General features: G+C 44.6%; 19 protein-coding genes. 6 read left to right on the forward strand and 13 right to left on the reverse strand.

What is annotated here, in order from left to right; genetic code table 11:
* Positions 1-31 precede the first annotated feature (31 nt).
* Positions 32-3,346 (reverse strand): alpha-mannosidase, encoded by a 3,315-nt coding sequence (locus AM228_RS18340; protein WP_054467894.1) that lies wholly within the window; start codon positions 3,344-3,346, stop codon positions 32-34.
* Between the two features lie 355 nt (positions 3,347-3,701).
* Between AM228_RS18340 and AM228_RS18345 the strand changes: the two genes are divergently transcribed.
* Positions 3,702-5,069 (forward strand): tetratricopeptide repeat protein, encoded by a 1,368-nt coding sequence (locus tag AM228_RS18345; RefSeq protein ID WP_082348942.1) that lies wholly within the window; start codon positions 3,702-3,704, stop codon positions 5,067-5,069.
* A gap of 140 nt (positions 5,070-5,209) precedes the next feature.
* On the forward strand, positions 5,210-6,721 hold the full coding sequence (locus AM228_RS18350; RefSeq protein WP_054467898.1) for a hypothetical protein: 1,512 nt from the start codon (positions 5,210-5,212) through the stop codon (positions 6,719-6,721).
* 271 nt (positions 6,722-6,992) lie between these two features.
* Here the strand turns inward: AM228_RS18350 and AM228_RS18355 are convergent, their stop codons facing one another.
* The 4 genes from AM228_RS18355 to AM228_RS18370 form a co-directional block, all read right to left on the reverse strand.
* On the reverse strand, positions 6,993-7,709 hold the full coding sequence (locus tag AM228_RS18355; RefSeq protein WP_054467900.1) for a response regulator transcription factor: 717 nt from the start codon (positions 7,707-7,709) through the stop codon (positions 6,993-6,995).
* A gap of 379 nt (positions 7,710-8,088) precedes the next feature.
* Positions 8,089-9,681, reverse strand: a complete 1,593-nt coding sequence (locus AM228_RS18360; RefSeq protein WP_197285341.1) for a glucose-6-phosphate isomerase — start codon at positions 9,679-9,681, stop codon at positions 8,089-8,091.
* 167 nt (positions 9,682-9,848) lie between these two features.
* Complete coding sequence (locus AM228_RS18365; RefSeq protein ID WP_054467903.1) at positions 9,849-12,986, reverse strand: UPF0182 family protein; 3,138 nt, start codon at positions 12,984-12,986, stop codon at positions 9,849-9,851.
* Between the two features lie 311 nt (positions 12,987-13,297).
* Positions 13,298-14,593 carry a glutamyl-tRNA reductase gene (locus AM228_RS18370; protein WP_054467905.1) on the reverse strand — a complete coding sequence of 432 codons (1,296 nt, stop codon included), beginning with the start codon at positions 14,591-14,593 and terminating at the stop codon, positions 13,298-13,300.
* On the opposite strand from AM228_RS18370, the gene AM228_RS33010 reads away from it, so the two are divergent.
* On the forward strand, positions 14,564-14,941 hold the full coding sequence (locus tag AM228_RS33010; RefSeq protein WP_156331888.1) for a hypothetical protein: 378 nt from the start codon (positions 14,564-14,566) through the stop codon (positions 14,939-14,941). The genes AM228_RS18370 and AM228_RS33010 overlap by 30 nt on opposite strands.
* Here the strand turns inward: AM228_RS33010 and glpX are convergent.
* The 7 genes from glpX to AM228_RS18405 form a co-directional block, all read right to left on the reverse strand.
* Positions 14,938-15,975 carry a class II fructose-bisphosphatase gene (glpX, locus tag AM228_RS18375; protein ID WP_054467906.1) on the reverse strand — a complete coding sequence of 346 codons (1,038 nt, stop codon included), beginning with the start codon at positions 15,973-15,975 and terminating at the stop codon, positions 14,938-14,940. The two genes, AM228_RS33010 and glpX, sit on opposite strands and share 4 nt — an antisense overlap.
* Before the next feature lie 498 nt (positions 15,976-16,473).
* Positions 16,474-16,593 (reverse strand): photosystem II reaction center protein J, encoded by a 120-nt coding sequence (locus tag AM228_RS29895; RefSeq protein ID WP_072160836.1) that lies wholly within the window; start codon positions 16,591-16,593, stop codon positions 16,474-16,476.
* Positions 16,594-16,886: 293 nt separating this feature from the next.
* Positions 16,887-17,012 (reverse strand): photosystem II reaction center protein L, encoded by a 126-nt coding sequence (locus AM228_RS29900; RefSeq protein WP_072160837.1) that lies wholly within the window; start codon positions 17,010-17,012, stop codon positions 16,887-16,889.
* Between the two features lie 6 nt (positions 17,013-17,018).
* Positions 17,019-17,153, reverse strand: coding sequence for a cytochrome b559 subunit beta (gene psbF, locus AM228_RS18380; protein ID WP_054467908.1), 135 nt, complete (start codon positions 17,151-17,153; stop codon positions 17,019-17,021).
* Between the two features lie 23 nt (positions 17,154-17,176).
* On the reverse strand, positions 17,177-17,425 hold the full coding sequence (gene psbE / locus AM228_RS18385; RefSeq protein WP_054467910.1) for a cytochrome b559 subunit alpha: 249 nt from the start codon (positions 17,423-17,425) through the stop codon (positions 17,177-17,179).
* 375 nt (positions 17,426-17,800) lie between these two features.
* Positions 17,801-18,838, reverse strand: coding sequence for a photosynthesis system II assembly factor Ycf48 (locus AM228_RS18400; RefSeq protein ID WP_054467915.1), 1,038 nt, complete (start codon positions 18,836-18,838; stop codon positions 17,801-17,803).
* Positions 18,839-19,041: 203 nt separating this feature from the next.
* Positions 19,042-19,377: a rubredoxin gene (locus AM228_RS18405; RefSeq protein WP_054467918.1), complete on the reverse strand. Its 336-nt coding sequence runs from the start codon at positions 19,375-19,377 to the stop codon at positions 19,042-19,044.
* A 343-nt stretch (positions 19,378-19,720) separates the two neighbouring features.
* Here AM228_RS18405 and ndhC point away from each other — a divergent pair, with 343 nt between their 5' ends.
* The 3 genes from ndhC to AM228_RS18420 are packed head-to-tail and all read left to right on the forward strand — an operon-like array spanning position 19,721 to position 21,331.
* Positions 19,721-20,083, forward strand: coding sequence for a photosynthetic/respiratory NAD(P)H-quinone oxidoreductase subunit C (gene ndhC, locus AM228_RS18410; protein WP_054467920.1), 363 nt, complete (start codon positions 19,721-19,723; stop codon positions 20,081-20,083).
* A complete protein-coding gene (ndhK, locus tag AM228_RS18415) occupies positions 20,074-20,808 on the forward strand; it encodes a photosynthetic/respiratory NAD(P)H-quinone oxidoreductase subunit K (protein ID WP_054467922.1) in 735 nt (244 codons plus the stop codon). The genes ndhC and ndhK overlap by 10 nt, the downstream gene beginning before the upstream one ends.
* The gene (locus AM228_RS18420) at positions 20,801-21,331 is read left to right on the forward strand and encodes an NAD(P)H-quinone oxidoreductase subunit J (RefSeq protein WP_369817770.1); all 531 of its coding nucleotides are present in this window, start codon (positions 20,801-20,803) and stop codon (positions 21,329-21,331) included. Before ndhK ends, AM228_RS18420 begins: the two co-directional genes overlap by 8 nt.
* Positions 21,332-21,478: 147 nt before the next feature.
* Here AM228_RS18420 and AM228_RS18425 read toward each other — a convergent pair whose 3' ends face one another.
* The gene (locus tag AM228_RS18425; RefSeq protein ID WP_054467976.1) at positions 21,479-22,603 is read right to left on the reverse strand and encodes a class I SAM-dependent RNA methyltransferase; all 1,125 of its coding nucleotides are present in this window, start codon (positions 22,601-22,603) and stop codon (positions 21,479-21,481) included.
* Positions 22,604-22,620: the final 17 nt, after the last annotated feature.

The following is a 22,620-nucleotide window of genomic DNA, read 5'->3' on the forward strand; positions in this document are numbered from 1 at the left end:
ATAACCGATCGCCGATAACTCTTTTAACTCTTTAGACTATGCGAAAAGTCCTCACTTGCCAAGGGAAAATGTCCAGATTTACTGAAGGAGTCGCTTGTTCTAATAAATCCACCGAACCGTCAATCTTTAAACCCAAATCACTTTCTAACTGAATTTCCGTGGCTTGTCCGTGACATTCATAACACCGTAAAATCCATTGTTTAGCCTCATAATTATCTTCCGTGGGTTTAAATGCCATCAAAATTAAATTTTCGGCAGATAAGTCCAAAAAAGAAACTTTACTAGGCAATTTTTTCTCCGAAATCGGTGAGTGTAATTCTGGGAAATGATCGAACAACTGCACCAACAACGGTTGATTAAACTCATAACCCCGTCGGACAGTTTTTGCCTGCTGCCAACTGCCCCCATGAGGATAAATTCCATAAGTAAATTTATGGTGATAAAAGTCCGCATTGGGGTCGGGCCAAGTTGACCCCCGCAACAGGGTTAACCGTAATTGATTCGGTTGGGCATCATAGCCATATTTACAGTCATTTAATAAGCTGACTCCATAAGTGTCTTTTTCTTCTTGATGGGCAACCGTTTCTGAAGCAATTTTAGGCATTTTAGGCATATTTTCGGTTAAATCTGCCCAATGTAAACCGGGAACTTCCCATTGGGCTTTTTCCGCTGGAGTCTGAGGGTTCGTGGAACGGGCGATCGCCCCACAAGGCATCTCATAAGTAGCCATATCCGCTGTAACATTTAAAGGAAATGCCGCCTTAACCATCATATGAGGAGTCTGCCAATCGACGCTGGTCGCTATTTTTAAAATTGGTGAATGAATCTGTAAAATATAGTCTTGGACAAACTCGGAATTTTCTAACTCCCGAATCACCCGTAGACGCCATTGAATTGGCCCATATTCTTCCCAGAGAATTGCCTTTAAAACCGGCGGATTTAAGGGATGTTCGGCATAATTTGGGTCAATATTCCAAGCATCCCAATATTGACCGCTATCTTGAAATGCTTGCAGTTTATTTCCGGCATCGCTGAGTATTTCTCGTTGATTAACTTTATCAAAAATACTTTGCAGATTCCCCGTTTCTGGGTCAACGATGACTCGCAGCAGATCGTTTTCTAGAATTAACGGTAAATCCTGATTATTTTTGTCAAAATTTGTAGGGGCGAAGCATTCGCGTAAATAAGTTTTCACTTGATCTGGGAGATTCATCCGCGAATGCTTCGCCCCTACGGGCTGGTTCACACTATCGGGAATATCGGGATTAATATCACCCACTAACCAAAAAGTATTATAACCAATGGAAGAAATATCCGCTGCATAAAATAACAGGGAGTTTTCCGTAAGCTGCGATCGCACTTCTTCCCCAGCGCGATCGTAAACTTTCCAGGATTTTCCCGCTGCGGAAATAGTGGTTAAATCGACCGCCAATACCTCAGAACGAGACCAGTTTAGGGAATTAAAAATAACAATCAGTTTGGCATCAACCCTCGGAGGTTGAGGCAAGTCAATTTGATGCAATATCGCCTTTAAAGCCCGGTCTAATATATTCTTTGCCACTCGTTCAGCCTTTTGCCAACTCTGATTAACTTCCTCATACACTTCGGGAATTGAGGAACCGGGTAAAATATCGTGAAATTGATTAAAAAGTACCTGTTTCCAAGCGGTTTCTAACTCAGCTTTGGGATAAGGCAAATCACCAATAATTTGGGCTAAACTGCTAAACAATTCCGCTTCATATAATAACCGTTCACAGCGGCGATTCCATTGTTTTTGTCGCCCATAAGTGGTATAGCAACCTCGGTGAAATTCTAAATAGAGTTCATTTTGCCAAATCGGTAAATTTTTGCTGATTTTTTCTTGAGATAACTGTTGCAAATATGCCTCAGATGTGGTACAATCTAATTGTGGTATAAATGGAGAATATTGCCATTTTTCAGCCACTTCTAACATCTCACGAGTGGGGCCGCCGCCGTGGTCGCCCACTCCGGGCAACCAAAGGGCGTGATTTATGCCAGTTTTCTGCTGCCAATCCATCGCATATTCGGCCATTTCTACCGGCTGAATATCTTTACCAATCGGGGCAGACATCAGGCTGAAAATGCGGCTACCGTCGGGGGATTCCCACCAGAAAAGACTATAGGGAAACTCGGTAGTATCGTTCCAGCGCAGTTTTTGGGTGACAAAATATTGAATACCTCCTTGGGTCAAGAGTTGGGGCAGTTGCCAACAAAAACCAAAGGTATCCGGCAACCAAGCAACCGGCGCTAATTGACCAAATTTGGCTAAACAATAGCGCTGACCATAGAGTAATTGCCGGACAATAGATTCTCCAGAAATAATATTTAATTCCGGTTCCACCCATAAGCCCGCGAGAATTTCCCAACGTCCGGCTTTGACTTGTTTTTGAATTGCCAAAAATAGGTCAGGACGATGGGTTTCTATCCATTCATATAGGGCAGCAGTGGAATGACCAAAGGTTAAGTCGGGGAATTCTTTCATCAGGTTTAAGACTGAGGTAAAAGTCCGTTGGGCTGCTGTCCAAGTTTCACTAATTGGCCATAACCAAGCCATGTCTAAATGGGCATGGCTTAGGAGTGATATTTTATGGGGAATATTGGGAATTTGTGAAAGGAGCGATCGCAGGTTTTCTCGGATTAAACCTAAAGATTGATTAAAGGTTTCTCGGTGGTGAACTGCTGACCAGTTAATTAAATGAATTTGCTGTTTAAATAGGTGAATTAATTCCTGTGAATCCGGGGCATAATTTTGCAGATATTTCCATAAAATTGTCAGTTCATCGGCCACAAAACCTGGGTCAATTTCCTGGGGATCTGCGGGTTGATAAATTAACTGCGATCGCACCAAAGCCCCTGGGTCGTGTCCGGGACTGACCAACCGTAAAGTTAGGGTAATTTTTTCACCGGGAACCACTGTTTGACTGACCAAAATTCTCACATTACAATCAAATAAATCCCCGGATTGTAGCAGTTCGCCATTGGCAAAAACCTGAGCATCTTCTGCCCACCAAAGCAAAGCCAACCGCAAGCTAAAACCCGCTAAAGGATATCCTTGTAAATCCGGGGGAATGGCGATGGTTTGAGTCAGCCAAATTACTTCTTTTTTGGCTGACCAAGCAATATGTGCTTTTTCATTTAACTCGGCGATCGGCCAATTATGCCCTAAATCCCCGTTGGGGAAGTGATTAACTTGGGAAATATCTAAATTTTCCTGGCAATAATGCCAGTGATTTTGCAGATTTACTTGGGTTAACTGCCGCAAATGCGCGATCGCTTCTATAACATCTAAATTTTCTTTATTTTCTGTAGTTTGTGTCTCGATCATAATTTTTAGGTTTATTGGTTATCGATTATTCTTGTTTGGCATGAACATTTTACCAATCATATGACTCAATTATATCACAATAAATGAATTTTTAAAAATAAAAAATAGCTTTTAGGATCAATCAGTCACTTACTAATAAATAATTTTTACCAACAAAAATTTATACAACATTAAGGGTGTAAGGCGATCCCCCAGGGGTCGCCCCACACGCTTAATGCTGCATTTTTGGAAAATTAGCAACCGTATAAACATATTTTCTGAAAAATCAGCTTATTGGGATTGTCAATGTGGATAAAACTAATTAGAATAAACTTATTCTTCTAAAGAAAGAAATACCATTTATCATCAATCAAACATGATGACTGAAAGTAATCATAAGCCTACCACGGATTTAGACGGGGCAATTGAGTCTTATCAGGCAGCCTTAAACGAGCTTGAATCCGCAGCCCCGAATCTGTCAGAAATCCAAGCGGTTAAAGTGCTGCTGGCACGAGATGCGGTGCAGCAATTACTCCCAGATAAAACCAAATTATCAGCGATCGCCTTCGTTTCGTTGATGCAATTGGATCGGCGATTGAAACAGCTAGGAGAAGCGATCGCCCGTGCGGTCAACTTGGAGCAATTTCGCGAACCCCTCAACCCCGATCCTTCAGCCTGGTGGTGGTTTTTTGAATTACCACCGGAAATTGACTCGTGGGATCGGTTTGACTGGGTGTGGAATGTCATCACCACTGCGGCTTTGGGTTTAGCCGGTAGCTATTTGTTTATCACCCTTCAGGCTTTTGCGATCGGTGGCTTAGGTGTCACCGAGGCATTTGGAACCATTGCCCAAGCAACGGGGATCGCCTTGATTGGTAAAGGGGCGCTGACCGCCGACGGACATCAACAGGTCGCCAAACTGCTGCACAAAATGGGTGTTCCTTCAAAGTGGCACAGTGAGGTGAGTTGTGGGTTCGCCATGCTGCTGTTGCTTTCGGTCTATGGTATCCACCGTAGTTTACCCAATTACCTTTATAAAAAAGCCGTTGCGGAATATGATGCGGGTAACTTGGCCCATACTGAGGAAAAATTACTTCAGGCGATTCAACTCAATTCGGAAGATTCCAAGTTTTATGTTCCTTTGGGGAAAGTTTACGAAAGCACAGGGGAATTAGACAAAGCCCTGGTACAGTATAAAAACGCAGTGGTTAATGGCAACCCCGAAGGCTTCAACTCTATCGGGCGGGTCTATATTCAGCAATCCAAGTTCGATCCGGCGGAGACATTGCTGCGGGCAGGTCTGCAAAGGGTGAAAAATGATCCACAAATCGAATATCAATTGCACCGCAATTTGGGTTGGGCATTGTTGGCGCAAAAGAACTATCCCGCAGCGGAGAGAGAGTTGAGACAGGCGATCGCTATTGACGATCAAATTACTGAAGAACAAATTGGTGGGGGTATGGCTTATTGTTTCTTGGGAGAAGCCCTCACGGAACAGAAAAAGATGTCAGAAGCGGAAAAATATTGGCTTGAATGTCTGGATTATGCCCGTCCCGAAACCGTCAATGAATATCGATGGTTTGTCCAGAACAGCCAACGGGAACTCGCCTCTTGCGTTGATACCAGTGGCATTACTGGCGGTCTGGATCACGAGTTAGCAACGCAAAAAGTCGCCCAGTCTTGCGATCGCGAGGGACTGATTCAGTCAATTAAATCTGCGGCTATTCCCGGAAATCAAAATTAACTGTTTATTAGTTATTGGTTATTGGTTATTGGTTATTGGTTACTTGCTGTTAAAATCACCAATAACCAAGAACAACGAATCATATTGGCATTCAGGGCAAAATTTTGCTTTAATATAAGGAAGAATTTTGAGCCAATGCCATGTCTTCTGCTTCTACGGGCCGTTACCAAAGCCGATTCCTCAACCTCCTACTGGAAAAGTCCCAACAGCTATCTGATCGCATGGGACAAGCAGCGCGACAAGTCCAAACCACAACGATCTGGACAGTTCAGTTGTTGATGTATCCCCTGTATGCCATGTTTCAAACCGGGCGACTGGTGGGCAAACAGCTACAGCAAACCGTCAGTCAAAAACGGCCTGGGTTGCCCGGAAGCAAGCCACGGTCATCTGCCGTGGCCAAAGTTCAGTCACCGCCTAAGTCCCAACCGACCAAGCAGCCAGAAACAGCGCTTGCCACGGTTAGCGAAAGTGAAGCGGATCTGCCCTTACCGCCTTTGACGGATAAACCAAACGATCCCCCCTTGACTCGGCTATTTCACAAGCTGATCAACTGGATGGAAACCAGCACTGTGGCGGTCAAAGTGAATCTGTTTAAAGAATCAAAATTAAAACATCTGCCCCCCACTGCCGCAACCGCGCAAAATCTTTCCGGGGAAAACATGGGCATTGGTGCCGGTTTAAAGGCGACTCAAGCGCCCCCGACCGAAGACTCATTATTCTTAAAATCCATCGATATTGCATCCGCAACGCTTCGCGAACGCACCGTAGCCCAGTTAGAAGCGGGACAGTTTCCCCAGTGGCAAGAGATGACTGATGCGGTGGTGGACAACACGCGATCCTTCTGGGAACCTGTCAAAAATTGGTATATGTGGCAGGGAGACTATCCCCTCAATTTAGAAGATGAAGATTTAACCCGCGATTTATGGGCTGAACCCAGCAGTGCGACTCTGGCAAAGGCTGCCTCAGCAAACCAAACGGCTCAAACTCAAACATTCGTCCCAGCATCAGCCTCCGACTTAGCCGAAAACCCATTGCCGCAACTGGTGCAAGTAGTACAAAAAAGTGAAGCAGTTATTCGCACCACCATCACCGAATGGTTTGGCAAAGTGAACGCTTTAGTTCATATTCCGACGGTGAATTCCCCGAACCAGGGGAGCATGGGAGCAGAGGAGCGGGGGAGCAGAGGAGCAGAGGAGCTTTCTCTCTCGACGGCGGCTCTACACCCTACACCCTACACCCTACACCCTACACCCTACACCCTAAAAAACACGGCTGCATTCCTGCCATTAACCGTGGCAACAGTAGCCACCACCACGATCCAGAAAGTTGGCCAAACGGTGGCAGAAAACTGGGGAAAAATTGAGGCGATCGCGCATTCACGAGCAAGCCATCAACTGACCCTGAAGGATCCTGCTACCGCTGAAACCACCTCGACTCTGACCCAAACTGAAACTCCCGTTACCGGAATGGGAGAACCGGAAACCGGACGGGATTATATTGAAACCAAGGTTGTCTCCGTTGGCTATGTTAAACATCCCTTGCAAGTGGTACTTGAGGCGATCGATTGGGTGATGTTGCGCCTAGAAAAAATATTCTTAGTTGTTCGTGATTGGTTATTAGTGACTCGTGATTCATTATTTAGCTCAAAATAACAACTAACAACTAACAGGGTGTAGGGGGAAGCCGCCGTCGTGTAGGGTGTAGGGTGTGGGGTGTGGGGAAGAGTGAATAGTGAATAGTGAATAGTGAATAGTGAATAGTGAATAGTGATATTTATGCATAACTTTTCACTTGTACGGGCTTTCTGGCCATTCGCCCCTACGACTTTTGTACGGGCGAATGGCCAGAAAGCCCCTACGACTTTTCACTTCTCTTCCCCCACACCCCACACCCCACACCCCACACCCCAACCAAAAACAATTATTAATCAACTAATTGATGGGCGATCGCAAATCGTACCAGTTCCGCACGATTACAAGTGGATGTTTTTCTCAATAAACTACTCACATACTTTTCAACGGTGCGAGAACTCAGGTGCATTTTATCGCCTATTTTTGCATTGGATAATCCCCAAGTTAAGAAACTTAAAACTTCTTGTTCCCGGTGAGTTAAATCAATCTCTAAAGGGGCGATTTTTCTGGAATCAACGGTTAAATTTTTGGCATCGGAAACTGGGCGATCTGCCGACACAAGCTTGTCATTCCCGCGAAAGCGGGAATCCACTTGAGAAGCTAGATAAACAGAAAAATCTTTTTCAGCGTTAATTAGCTGCGATCGCTCCAACAAATTGCGAACCACCGCCCCCAACTCTGGCAACTCAAACGGTTTGGGCAAATAAACATCACAACCAACTTGATACCCTAAAATTCTTTCCTCGGTCTTAGTTTTACTGGTTAATAAAATCACCGGCAATAATCTAAAAAAAGGTTGTTCCCGAATTTTTTTAATCAATTCATAACCATCCATCCCCGGCATAATAATATCCGTAATCAGTAAATGTGGCCGATATTTTTCCACTAAAATCAGCGCATCTCGGCCATTTTCTGCCCGGATTACCGCATAACCAGAACCGTGAAGATAGTCACTAATCGACAAACAAATTGCCGGATCGTCATCAACAACAAGAATTATCAGAGACATGGATAGTCAAGGGGTGTGGGGTGTGGGGTGTAGGGGGAGGAAAGAGGAAAGAGGAAAGAGGAAAGAGGAAAGAGTAAAGAGTAAAGAGTAAAGAGTAAAGAGTAAAGAGGAAATAGTAAAGAGGAAAGAGCAAAGAGCAAAGAGCAAAGAGCAAAGAGCAAAGAGCAAAGAGCAAAGAGGAAAGAGTAAAGAGTAAAGATATTCACTCTTCTCTCTTCTCTCTCCTCTATTCTCTCTCTGGTTATTGGTTATTAGTTGTTAGTTGTTGGTTATTAGTTGTTAGTTGTTGGCTATTGGTTATCCGATTTTCAAATAACAACCAACAAACAACAACCAACAAACAACAATTAACCAACAACAACCAACAACCAACTAACAACTAACTAGCGGAAATCATCGCGGTGAGGCTAGATGGTTTCGCGAAATCGCCTTGTAAAACAACACCCCGATCGTTAGCTGCCAAATGCCGGAGGATTTTATAGACGATTTCAATTTGATCGCTGGCACCAGCTTTAGCAGCGATCGCCTCCAAAGACAGAGGGGCGGTTTCTTGGTGCAGCACTGCCAACACCTGTTTTTGCAGCGCCAAAATGCTGGCGGCGGCTTTTTTCCCTGCTTCTACCCCTGGTTGATGATAAGCATTGATATTCACCAAAAAAGCATACAATCCTACAGCCCGTTCATACAGGGCAATCAACGCCCCAACGGTGCGCGGGTTCACCTGGGGGATGGTCAGAGTAATGGAGTCTCGGCCATTTTCAAACAAAGCAGCGCGAGTTCCCATTAAAAAGCCGGATAAATAATCGCCACAAGTGACATTGGGTTCGATTTCCATACTGGGGCCTTGACGGTCTTCTAAGACTTCAATCAAGGTCATAAAGAAATTGGGCACCCCTTCGCGCAACTGTTGCACATAAGCGTGTTGATCCGTAGACCCTTTATTGCCATAAACGGCAATTCCCTGGTAAACAATATTGCCATCTAGGTCTTTTTCTTTGCCCAAAGATTCCATTACCAGTTGTTGCAGATAGCGGCTAAATAAAAGCAAACTATCTTTGTAGGGCAAAACCACCATATCTTTTTCCCCGCGTCCATTGCCCGCAAAGTACCAAGAGAGGGCTAATAAGGCAGCAGGATTGTCTTTCAGGTTCGGGGTACGGGTGGCGATGTCCATTTCTTTCGCCCCAGCCAGCATTTCGCGAATGTCGATTCCTTGTAAAGCGGCAGGAAGTAAGCCCACGGCGGACAGTTCCGAGGTTCGTCCTCCTACCCAGTCTTCCATTGGGAAGGTGGCTAACCAGCCTTGGGACTTGGCATGGCGATCGAGGTTGCTGTCCACTCCGGTAATAGCGATCGCTTGTTGGGCAAAATTCAGGTTGCGCTGCGTAAAAGCATACTCAATTTCTAACATCCCATTGCGGGTTTCCGGGGTGCCCCCAGACTTGGAGATGATGATCACCAGAGTGCTAGAGAGTCGATCTTCCAGGGATTTCACGACTTTATCAATTCCTGTCGGGTCACTATTATCGATAAAGTGAATCTTCATCGGTGCCTGATCCGGTTCCAAGGCTTCCGCCACAAACTCCGGCCCCAGGGCGGAACCCCCAATCCCAATCGACAGCACATCAGTAAATTTGGGCTGATTGGGGGGATGAATTTCCCCGGAATGCACTTTCGCGACAAAAGCCTCGATCGCCTCTAAAGTCTGAATAATATCCTGTTTCAGTTCTGGGGTCGGGGCTAAGTCAGGGTTGCGTAACCAATAATGACCCACCATCCGGTTTTCATCGGGATTCGCGATCGCCCCCCGTTCCAACTCTGCCATTTGGACAAATGCCCGTTCAAACTCCGGCTGCATCTTCGCCACAAAAGCATCATCAAACCGCATCCGGCTGATATCCAGGTACAAACCTAATCCAGAGTGAAAATACAGCCACTCTTGATATCGTTGCCACAAATCCACTGCACTGATATCCATACAAAACTCAACTTATATAATCCTCATCACAACAGTTTATCTATCTAAGACCTCGCTAGATAGAGATTTGCCAATTCTGGGGCTACAGGGTTTATTTATTATTGGTTATTTATTGTTGGTTATTTGTTATTCGTTATTCGTTAAAAGACAAATAACACAAACTAAGGAAGTTCTGGTTGTTCCACAGGTCTGATAATAGTGGTTGAGGAAGAACTTTTCGGGTCAAACACTGCCTTGAGTGCCTCCTCCAGACTTTCTGCCATCACAATTTGATTTTCATACACCACAATGACCCTCGCTAAAATTGGCAGACTATTTTGTTCAGCTTCCAAATACAATGGCTCTACATACAACAGAGATTGTTCAATGGGAATCACCAATAAATTGCCTTGAATTGCCCGAGAACCCTGCCGACTCCACAGAGAAATTTGTTGGGAAATCACCGGATCTTGATTAATCCGGGCTTCCACTTGTTCGGGACCATAGATTAACCGCTGTTTAGGAAATTGATACAGCAGTAATTTGCCATAATTGTCATTATCCGCACGACCGGCTAACCAGCCGATTAAATTATTCCGACTGGTAGGAGTAAAGGGATTGAGCAAGATAAACTCTTCTGAGTCTTGGGTCGGCAGTTTCATAATCAGATAATAGGGCTGTAGTAGCTGCCGTTCATTGCCGTAAACTTCTTGAGGAATTTGCCACTGGTCTTCCCGGTTATAAAAAACCTGGGGGTCGGTCATGTGGTAGATCAGCAGGCGTTGGGATTGGATCGTAAACAAATCTTCTGGATAACGAAGATGCACCCGCAAAGCTAATGGCATCTCCTCTAAGGGTTGAAATAACCCCGGAAAAATATCTTGCCAAGTGGAGATAATTGGATCGGTCGGATCGGCGACATAGAAACCAACCGATCCATTGTAAGCATCAATCACCACTTTTACCGAGTTGCGGATATAGTTAAAGCCTTCTTCTCCCGGTTGGGAATAAGGATAGCGATCGCTCGTGGTATAAGCGTCAATAATCCAATACAAATAATTATTAACCGTTGACCCTGGACGGTTCGGTTCACCAGTGCCATTTTGACCCTGGAATAAGCTAGTGTTTGCCACCACCAAATAGGGGTCATTGTCATATTTTAAAAAAGGGGCAATTAACTGAACTCTTTCCTGAATCGTCCGCCGAAATAACACTTTAGTTTCCGGGGTAAAATTCTTGGTAAAAACCATCTGCCAATTTTTCAAATACTGAGCAAACACCAACCGGCGCCACCAAGAATTAAGAGACACCCCACCACTGCCATCATAAGTATTATAAACATTCTCATCACCACTGGGATAATCTAGCTCGCGTACCAGACTCGGTGCCATGACATAAGTATCGGTTAATTCACCGTAATAAATCCGAGGATGACTAATGGGAATACTGGCGCGAATTCGTTCGCTAGAAGTGCCTAAAAGTCCTTGGTTATCCCCAGTACCGACCCCAATATCTTTGACAAAATAATCCGGTAAACCTCCTGGACCAACGGTATTCACAGGGGAAAGAGTAAACCCATAACCGTGGGTATAAACGAGATGTTCGTTTACCCAGGTGTTCGCCGCTTCGGGAACCGCGCTGTAGTCTAATTCGCGAGCCGAAATTAAGACTTGTTGTTTTTCTGTGGTCAGCCCTTGAACACTGGGTGCTTCTTTTTTCAGAGTGTAGCGGTCAATGTCCGCATCGAAGAATTTATAATATAGACGAATTTGTTGTAACTGCCGATTGGTTTGTAGTAAAGGACGACTGTCCCACAGGCGAATATTGCGAATTGTCAGGTCATTATTTTTAATATCATTGTAGGTCAATTTTCCTTCTGGTTCAAAGGTTCGCGTTTCAATATTATCTAAGCCAAAACCCTGACGAGTAAAAGCAATACTCCTCTGAATATAGGGAGTTTCTCTCTCCAGTTCGTTGGGTTGAACCATAAACCGCTGTATTCCTGATGGCCAAAGATATTCAGCTACAACCATGACTAAAAGATAGGCAAATATGGCATATCTCAGCTTTGGGAGGCTGGAGGTTGTGCTGTTAAATGTTGATATTTTATCACGATTTTTTTTGCCATAAAAATTACTTATTTTATCCAAATTTAATCCTGTTTTTTTCATCGATTTTTTTTGGTTATATTCTAGGGATTTGCTGCTAGATTTGCCGAGAGTAATTAGCTGTAATTCGCTAAATTTAAATGTATTGGTGATTATTAACAGAAAAATCGCGATCGCACTAGCGCCAAGACTTAATATAATATATGCCGGTAGTTGAGCTTTCACATCGGTGAAACTGGCGCCATAATTTACCCCACGGTGAGAGTAAAGTAAGCGATAACAAGACAACCAATAATTTCCCGCAATACAGGCCATTAGTAAGCTAATTAATCGATATATATGGCTGCGTTCTTTTAGAGAAAAACCAGAAAAACGGCCATCACTCAAGCTATTATTTGCCAGTAAATAGTCAATAAATACCACAACAACCGCCGCAATTAATAAGCCTTTTAGCCAAAACTCTAGCAGTTCCCAAAAAGGCAGCCTAAAGATATAAAAGCTAATATCTTTATGAAACAAAGGATCGGTAACATTAAACGATATACCTTTAGCTAGTAACCAAAATTTTTCCCAATGATTAGAAAGGACAAAACCAAAACAAAGACTCAAAAAAGCCGCGATCGCCCAAAGGGTTTGAGGATAAAACAGCAGCAAAGTTGCCCCGATAAATAAGCCTAAAATTTTCGGCCAATATGGGGCATCCATTGACCCAATCATCTGCCAGATTACTTGGATATCAAAACCACGGGGGGCTGAAGAATACATCAACGGCAAACCCCCAGGCAGTTGCCAATATTTCGCGGCAGCTTGACCGTAGTATAAGACCATTAACTCGACTATTACCGCTAATCCAATCACAATCGGCAAAAGCGATCGCAGCCTCAATTGAAACTCGACATAATTAATTTCTATTCCCGTCGCTTCTACCGTTGATTGTATCAATTGTTTAGAACGTTTTTCTAGAGTAATATGTTCAGATTTCAGCCGATGAGCAATCTGTAAATTGCCCCATAGAAAAGTCATACTAACAGCAAAAACCAAGAAAAAAACAATAGTACGGGTAATAAACCTTAACCAAAAAGCCCGATAATAACCAATTTCCTGAAACCAGAGATTTTCGGTAATAATCCAGGCAAAAATATCAAAGGTTAACCAAATTCCTAATATCAAAATAATGAACGGAAAAACTCGTTTCCAAAACCAGAAAACCATGATTTATAATTGTACTTTTTAAAGTGTTAATTGTACTTTTTAAGTTCTTAATTTTTAATTGTTAATTGTTGGTGTCTGGGCAGTTTCCGAATCATTCATAACCAACAAAAACCCCCACACCATAAATCTTACAATTTAAATTATTGCCTCAAATTAAATTCTAACCGCCAACCTCATTGATAAACTAGGAGAGATCAAGGAGGTTGGAGGTTTTGTGCTGCTATGTCCCAATCGTAAATTGAGTATTTATTTCATTTACTAGCCGCGAATAGCAATTTCGCGATTTTTTTAAAATGAAGTCAATGAACCACTTAGCTATATTGCTCACTAGAGCAAGCATCTTCTAAATTAAACAAAGTTTGCAAAGTGGCCATCGCTTGGCGTCGAGCCTCAATATCTTGTTGTGCCCGCAGTTGTACCATTGGGTCATGCAAAATTTTATTCACAATTCCTCGCGTCAACGCTTCAATCACCTCTTGATGTTTTTCGGCGAATTCTGAACCGAGACGAGAGAGGGCTTTTTCTAATTCTTGTTCGCGAATCCCTTCGATTTTTGCTCGTAAGCTGTTAATCGTTGGCACCGTTTCCAAGCTACTCCACCAAACATCAAAGGCTTCCACTTCTTCTTCTAGGAGTATCTCTGCTTCCATCGCCATCAGGCGGCGACTTTCTTGGTTTTGGGCAACCACAGCCTTTAGGTCATCCACATTAAAGGATTGCACATTGGTCAATTCCTGGACATCGGCATCCACATTTCTAGGGACGGAAATATCAATCAACATGATCGATTTGGTCGGTTCTAAGACGGGGGCTAATTTTTCCCGGTTGAGTAATGGCTGTGTTGCTCCGGTGCTGGTAAACACGATATCTGATTGACTAATAATCGTCATCATTTCAGCCAGGGGATGCAGTTGTAGGGCTGCGTCCGGAAATTTCTGGGCGAGTTCCTGCGATCGCGCCATAGAACGGTTAACAATCGCAATCTGCTGACAGCCTTTAGCCAACAAATGTTGAACCAAAAGTCTGGACATTTTGCCCGCCCCAATAATACAAACTTTCTGGGGTTCGAGACTCTCGACCTTCATTTGGGCTAACTCAACGGCGGCAGAACTAATGGAAACGGCACCAGTGCCAATATTTGTTTCCGTGCGTACCCGTTTTCCGGCGGTAATCGCTTGTTTCAAGAGGCGATTGAGAATGCGACCCACCCCTTTATATTGTTGTCCAAGTTTGTGGGTATTTTTCACCTGAGCCAGAATTTGACCCTCACCGAGAACCAAACTATCCAGACCCGCAGCCACCCGCATCACATGAGTCACCGCATCTTCATGCAGCAGAATAAACAAATGAGGCCGCAACTTATGTAAAGGCAATTTACTATGCTCAGAAAGAAACTGCGTAATTTCCATGGCTCCGGCTTGAGTTTCCGTAGTCACCACATAAATTTCTAAGCGGTTACAGGTACTTAAAATGGCCACTTCTTCAATATGGGGATAACCTAACAAATGAGCCATCGCCTGACTCATTTGTGTTTCTGGAATACTCAGTTTTTCCCGAATTTCTACCGGCGCTGTTTTGTGGCTGAGACCTACGACTGCAATATTCATGCTTATTTTCCTGAAGTTATTCCTCTTGAAATATCGACAACAAATTTTTTAAATCATCAAAGCTCAACAGATAATCTGAAAGCCAGACTCAACCGTTCCGACACCGAGAGATATCACACCCTCAAACGGATTTATTTTATAACTTTCAGCTTAATTACTCTAAGCGAAGCCAGAAAAATCAAGCTGAAAGTTCATTATCAAATCATGCTAATCTCCCTGAATTACTTACAGATTAAGCTAAAATTTTCGGTAAATACTCAGGAATCAATTCACCATGAAAACTGGGGAATTAAGAATTATAAAATTTTGGTAAATCTGATAATTCTTAATTCTTGGCAACTGCCTTAGCGCACTTGAATGGTTTTAGGCGCTTCAAACATATGAACAGTATCGACAAACCGAGCGGTCTTAGATTGGCTGGAAATTACCAAACTTTCTGTCCGCGCACCGCCGTGGAAAAAGCGCACCCCGTTCATCAATGGGCCTGGAGTAATGCCACAAGCGGCAAACAGGACGGTTTCACCAGAAGCCAGTTCTTCAGCGTTATAGACTTTATCGGGATCGGTAATGCCCATGCTGGCCAAGCGTTCTAGATTGCTTTCTTTGCTTTCGCCAATCAAGCCAGTTTTCACTACTTCGGGATCGTAGATCAACTGTCCTTGGAAATGTCCACCCAGGGCTCGCATGGCTGCGGCAGAAATCACCCCTTCTGGGGCGGCACCAATGCCCATCAGGGCATGAATATTGGTGCCGGAGAAAGCACAGCAAATGGCGGCGGATACGTCCCCATCACTGATCAGTCGGACGCGGGCACCTGCGGCGCGGATTTCTTTAATCAATTCTTTGTGACGAGGGCGATCCATCACTACCACCACCAATTCGTCAATCGACCGATCCATACAATCGGAGAGAATCTTCAGGTTTTCTGTAGCCGACTTGCGAATATCTACATGATTTTTCGCCACCGCTGGGGCGGCAAGTTTTTTCATATAGAAGTCGGGAGCCGCAAACAAGCCACCTTTTTCGGAAATTGCCAGCACTGCCATTGAACCATTTTGGCCATATGCTACCAGGTTGGTTCCTTCGCAGGGATCGACGGCAATGTCGATTTCCACTAATTGTTCTGGGTCGCAGAAATTCTTGGCATCGGGTTGGGTGCAAATGCCCACTTCTTCACCGATGTAGAGCATCGGCGCCTCATCCCGCTCCCCTTCACCGATGACAATTTTGCCCCGCATATGAATTTTGTTCATGCGTTGGCGCATGGCTTCTACGGCCACTTGGTCAGCAGTGTTTTTTTCGCCTTTGCCCATCCAGCGAGCAGAAGCGATCGCTGCTTGTTCAACTACTTCAATAATCTCTAAACCAATTGCATTATCCATTTAGATATCTCCTAATTTCATAGCCGATTTGTCGTCGTATGTGCTGCCTACGACCGTCTAAAAGTCTATCAGAGTCAGGGGTCTTGTTTAACAAAAAACCACGAAATTCCCCGTACCTCTGTAGGGTCTAATCTTGTAGGGGTTTATATATAGCACTTCCTGGTTGGCAGGGACTCCCCGAAGTGGTCGCCCCGCACCCCCAGATGAACCTATCGAAATAACGATTTTTCCGAGCCGGCAAAAACCTCTACAAGATTAGTCTCCCCTGGGTGTGACGAGGTGCGATCGCCCCGGATGGGAATTCTTAATCTAGGATTTGTAATTTTGCGGGGGCAATGTAACGCGATCGCCGGTCAAATCAAACAACCAATCAAAACACCAATCAAAACACCAATCAAAAAACAAAAAATGGGACATTTGCTGTTTAAGCCAAGCAACTGTCCCATTTTTTCCAAACTTTAGATAGATATAAAACTCTGAGTTAAACCGAATTGCTTCTTACATAGAAGAACCAATCCCAGCATAAGCTCCGTAAAAGAAAAGACCCACCACGGCAATTACACCAAGACCAGCGACGGTAGCGACGAGCCACAAAGGAATTCTTCCTGGTTCAGACACAGCTTGTACCTCTTTAATTCATGCCTAACAAAAACAACGTTACATCGAGCGTCTTTGATCTCCAGAAATCAAGAGATTAATCAAGAGATTAAAGATAGTTTGATAGTTTCACAGAGAGTGAAATAGAGCCAGTGAAATAGAGCCGGTCAAATAGAGCAAAGGTTGCTAGTTTTCTCGACTGGTTTGCGCCAATGATTTAGGCATTTATTTGAGGAATTATCCTGGGAGACAATTCCTGACCAGTCGAGTCACTTGCGCGACCACCGCTCAAAAGTTCAACCCAGAATCACTACTTAGTTAAAGAAGTAACTGGAGAATAAAACTCCCAGCACAAAAATCAGTAGCAGACCCAGGTAAAGGGAAGTTCTGTTGAGTTCAACTGGTTGGTTATTACTGTTTTGATTACGTTCTAAGGGCATGATTTTTTACCGTTGAATAAACTGCATAGCGGCGATCGCGCCTAGAAAGAATACCGTTGGGACGCCGAGGGTATGAACCGCCAGCCAGCGAACGGTAAAAATTGGGTAACTAATTGGCTCGTTAGTGTTTTGAGTTGCCATAACTTCTGCTTCCTTAAATTTAATTACTTACCAATGAATTCTTCGACTTGTTGTTTTGCATTAAAACGGTCTTGCACAATTGGCAATTCCAAACGATCTTGAGTATAGTATTCATTTGGGCGGGGAGTGCCGAAAGCATCATAAGCCAAACCAGTGCTCACAAACAGCCAACCGGCGATAAATAATGCCGGGATGGTGATGCTGTGAATCACCCAATAACGAATACTTGTAATAATGTCACCAAATGGACGCTCACCAGTTACTCCAGACATTGAAGAATCCTCCTCTTATCTCCAAAAACTCACAAATTAGCTTTTCTGTTTTCAGCGCTCGGCTTTTTAGGATTTTAACCTGTAAGCGATCGCTCTTGAAGATCAATTTTCCGTCGATAATTTCCTGAACCTTTTCTCCAGGCGGGTGGATCAAGGCTATGGTGAAAAATCTATCATAACTTGGCTTGAGATCAACCGATGATGCCATCGCTGGCAACTCAAAGCCGAGTCTTGATTCGGATTTTTACTAAGCATTTTTACCCTGTGGATACGGAAGTCGGGAAAAATTCGGCAAAAATTCGGGAAAAATTTCTGCCCCGGTTTTTGCCCCGGTTTTTGCCCTGGTTCCAGTTTTTGCCCGTCCATAAATGGGATTCAGGCCGTTTCCGGGGCTTTTTGATATTTTAATAGCAACCCGTTCTGACCAATCACAAATCCTTGCTCAGGAGATAGAAAGACAATCTTGTAAAAATTTGAAGGCAAATTTTCTACCGCCTGATCTTTTTGCCAGGTTTGTCCCCCATCAAGACTGCAAAGTAAATTGCCACTGCCACCGGAAACCCAAATTTCTTCTGGAGTTCGGTAACTTAAATCCAACAATCCCCAGCTTGTGGCAAACTCAGGGAAAATCGGTTCCTGCCAAAAATCAGGTGCTTCTAAGTCGCTAAAGGAAATAGTCCCAGTCTCTTTGGGTTGGGTAAATTGAATCTCTCCACCTCGGGCTAACAACCACAACCGGCCATCTTGTCCAAATCCCATACTCTGAAGACGACGAGAACTGGTGCGATTATGCTGTACCCAAGCCGGTTGACCCGGTTCCCAGGTAGAGTAGAAGTTTCCTTTGGCGGATACGGCAATATATCGACCATCCGGGGTGCGATCGACGCTACGCATCACACCGACAGCGGAAGCGACTAACCCTTGCCAGGTTTTGCCTGCATCTTCCGTGCGATAAATCGCGCCGATATTCGTCAGCATTTCCGCTTGTTTGTCACCTAGGGCAACAATCTTCAGGGGGTCTCCCGGCAATTTCTTGTCCAAAGGAATTTGCTCCCAGGATTTTCCTTCATCGGTAGTATGAAGCATGATTGCCGGTTCCCCAACAATCCATCCTTCTTCACCAGAAAAACTCACGGATGTGAAGCGATAATTGTCGCTATCTAAACTCAGACCGATTTTCTGCCAAGTCTCCCCTGCATCGGTACTTTCGAGTAAAGTAGACTCGGCTCCCACCAACCACCCATGTTTACCATTGTTGGTGAAACCAATATCCAGCAGGTTAACTTGACTGGGAACATATACGGGGTGCCAAGGGTTGTAACTCAGTGATGGAGCATATTTACATCCAGCACAGAGCAGCACAACTGCCAACAAGCCGACAATTCTTTGCCAATGTTTCAAGATCGATTTCATTACGGTTAAATTTCGCTCTGCATTATTTGCCAAATCACGCAAAATAAATTTTCCGAGAATTTCATCTGGTTGATTTGTTCACCAGTGAATTTTCTTAAGCCTGAGTTGAAGTGATGAAAATCACCGCGCTACTAGCCTGACCGCTTCGATTGCGCTACCCACCAACAGTCAATCACTGGAATTCACATTCCAAAACACATTCTCTAATTTAAGCTATAGAGGCTGAGGAAAAATAAGACTCCCAACCCCAATGCGCCAAAAATGAGTACATTCTTGATTCCCGGAGTTAAAACATTGACTCCTAAACCATAATTGTAATTTTCTTTAAATCCCGAGGCAGTGCCAGCCGGCCCGATATTCGCAAAGGCGGAAGTTTTTGCCCCACAGACAGGACAGCGCCATGACACCGGCAATTCTGTAAATGGTGTGTTGGCCTCCACCTTACTGCGGGCATCCCCTTTTTCCGGTTCATAAATATATCCGCAGGCGCGGCATTCATACCGATCTAGGTTGACTGGTTCTATGACTTCGCTGCTCATGGCTACTCAAAAAAATGCGATTGTGGCAAATCTTAAAATATATGTAACAGATTATGACAAAGATTGGTGTACCGCAAGTGTTTGGCAAAAATCTGTTTAATTTTATTTGTTATTTATTATTAATTATTTGTTATTTGTTATTTGCTATTTTTATGGGGGGCTTCGGGTGCGGGGGGCAGGGGGGCTTCTGGCAAATAGCGAATCACTAACAACGAATAACTAATGACAAAGATAAAAAAATGCAACGAGCTAAAAGAGACGATGCCGATCAACAAGCACCAGGATTATGTAAAAATGTAAACGAATCAAATCCTGAAGTCCTGTCACTTTATAGATATTTATTGTGTTTGTCCTTAGCGGCTACGAGTATTTACTAGGCTTTCTGCTAGTTTGCAGTTTAGTCCCAATTGTTGCCTTGGGTGCATCGAAGCTCTTGCGCCCTAAAGGGACTTCTTTAGAACGGCGGACGACTTATGAATCCGGGATTGAGCCTTTTAGTGGTGCCTGGATTCAGTTCAACATTCGCTACTATATGTTCGCCCTGGTGTTTGTTGTCTTTGATGTAGAAACGGTTTTTCTATATCCCTGGGCGGTGGCGTTCCATAAACTGGGACTCTTGGCGTTTATTGAAGCCTTGATATTTATTGCAATTTTAATCATTGCACTGGTTTACGCATGGCGAAAAGGAGCTTTGGAATGGTCTTAAAAACGCCCATGAATGACGAAAAATATATTATGAACCCAATTGAGCGACCCCAGGTCACTCAAGAGCTTTCAGAAAATGTCGTGTTGACGACCCTGGATGATCTTTATAATTGGGCGCGGTTATCGAGTCTGTGGCCTTTGATGTATGGTACGGCTTGTTGTTTTATTGAGTTTGCGGCGATGATCGGCTCGCGGTTTGACTTTGACCGTTTTGGTCTGGTTCCCCGTTGTAGCCCTAGACAAGCGGATTTGTTGATTACTGCTGGGACGATTACGATGAAGTATGCGCCGACTTTGGTGAAACTTTATGAGCAAATGCCGGAACCGAAGTATGTGATCGCGATGGGTGCTTGCACGATTACCGGGGGAATGTTTAGTATGGATTCTCCTACGGCAGTGCGCGGGGTGGATAAGTTGATTCCGGTGGATGTGTATATTCCAGGATGTCCTCCCCGTCCAGAAGCGATTATGGATGCGATCGTGAAGCTGCGGAAAAAGGTGGCGAATGAGTCGATCCAAGAACGGGGAATGTTGCAACAAACTCATCGTTACCATACGACGAAGCATCAAATGAAGGCGGTTTCGCCGATTTTGACGGGTCAGTATTTGCAGACTGAATCGAGACAGGTGCCACCGAAGCAGTTGACGGAAGCGATGGGTATGCCTGTGCCTCCGGCCCTGAAGTCGGCTCAGTCGGCGCAAAAACAGGAGGTGAAACGTGGCTGAAGAGAAGAATACTCCGATCGCTGAAGCCTCTAGTGTGCCAGTGGCATCTCCGGGTAAGGTATCCCAATGGTTAACCCAGAATGGTTTTCAACATGAGTCTTTGGGCAACGATCATTCCGGGGTAGAGATGATCAAGGTTGACCGAGATTTCTTAATTCCTCTGGCAACCGCTCTCTATGCTTATGGGTTTAATTATCTCCAATGTCAATGTGGCTATGATGTTGGCCCTGGGGAAGATTTGGTGAGTATGTACCATTTGGTGAAGGTGAAGGATAATGTCACTGAGCCAGAGGAGGTGCGGGTGAAGGTTTTCTTGCCCAGAGAAGACCCCAGAGTGCCTTCGGTTTATTGGATCTGGAAGGCGGCAGATTTCCAAGAACGGGAGTCTTATGATATGTACGGGATTGTGTATGAAGGACATCCCAACCTGAAACGAATTTTGATGAATGAGGATTGGGTGGGTTGGCCTTTACGCAAGGATTATATTTCCCCAGATTTTTACGAGTTACAAGACGCTTATTAAGCGGATATTCTTGTGGCTTTTCGCCCCCTTTCCCTTGCGGAAAGGGGGTTTTGTGTTTTTTGTCCACAACCTCTGTAGGGGTCCGCGCATTCCGACAGTAAATCTATGCTTTTAACCCAAAAATATCTGCCGGAATGCGCGGACCCTCTAGTAGAGTTCATATTTCATTAGCTGACAGGGCAATGTGCCGTTAAATACTGCCGTCCGTTGCGATGATTTGAGTCCAATGGATTTGGCGAGTTCTTTGTTGCCACTGAGGATGAAGGCTGTCCAGCCTTTGAACCGTTGTTTGAGGATGTCTCCTAGTTGTTTGTAAAATTCCCCTAGGTCACGATCGCGCCCTAAGCGTTCTCCATAAGGAGGATTGCAGAATAACACTCCACTGTCTCCAGGGGCAGCTATTTCATTTAAGTCTAGTTGAGAAAAATAGACTTGATCGAGGACGCCGCAGTTGGTGGCATTGGCGATCGCCTGTTCGATCATTTTCGGATCCCCATCGCTGCCCCAAATTGGTGCGGGAAGCTGATCCAGTTGGCTGTCTTCCGCTTCTTGAATCAGTTTTTCCAACACTGAGGGGTCAAAGTCTCGCCAAGTTTCAAAGCCAAAGCTTTCCCGAAATAGTCCGGGGGCGACGTTGAGGGCTTTTAAACAGGCTTCTAGGGGTAAAGTGCCGGAACCACAGAGGGGATCGTAGAACATAAGGTCGGGTTGCCACCCGGACATTTGAATTAGGGCAGCGGCTAAAGATTCTTTTAAGGGGGCGGCCCCAACTGCCGGACGATAACCTCGACGGTGCAGACTGTTGCCGGAACTATCGAGGCTTAGGGTACAGATATCGCGATCGATATGCACGGAGATTCGCAAATCTGCGGCTTCCGTGTCTACATTGGATCGATCGCCAAATTCCTGCATTTGTTGGTCTACGATCGCATTTTTCACCTGAAGGGCGGTGAAATGAGTGTGGTTGAGGCGATCGCTTTTCCCGGTGGCTTTGACCGCTAGGGTCAAGTCTGGAGTCAGATAGTTTGACCAGTCAATGGTTTGGATGTGGCGATAGAGTTCTTGGGCGTCTTGACAGCGAAATTCATCAAGTTTCATTAAGATGCGGAAGGGTAAGCGAGCCCATAGATTTACTCGGTAAAGTAAGGTGCGATCGCCCCTAAAAGCAACCCCACAAAATCCCGGTTCTACAGAATGCGCCCCCAAGTTTTCTAACTCTTGGGCTGCCAGGGTTTCTAACCCTCTGGCAACTGTTGCAAAATATTGATTCATTAAAATGTACCGAATTG

This window comes from Planktothricoides sp. SR001 (genome assembly GCF_001276715.1).
In the GTDB taxonomy this organism is placed as follows: domain Bacteria; phylum Cyanobacteriota; class Cyanobacteriia; order Cyanobacteriales; family Laspinemataceae; genus Planktothricoides; species Planktothricoides raciborskii.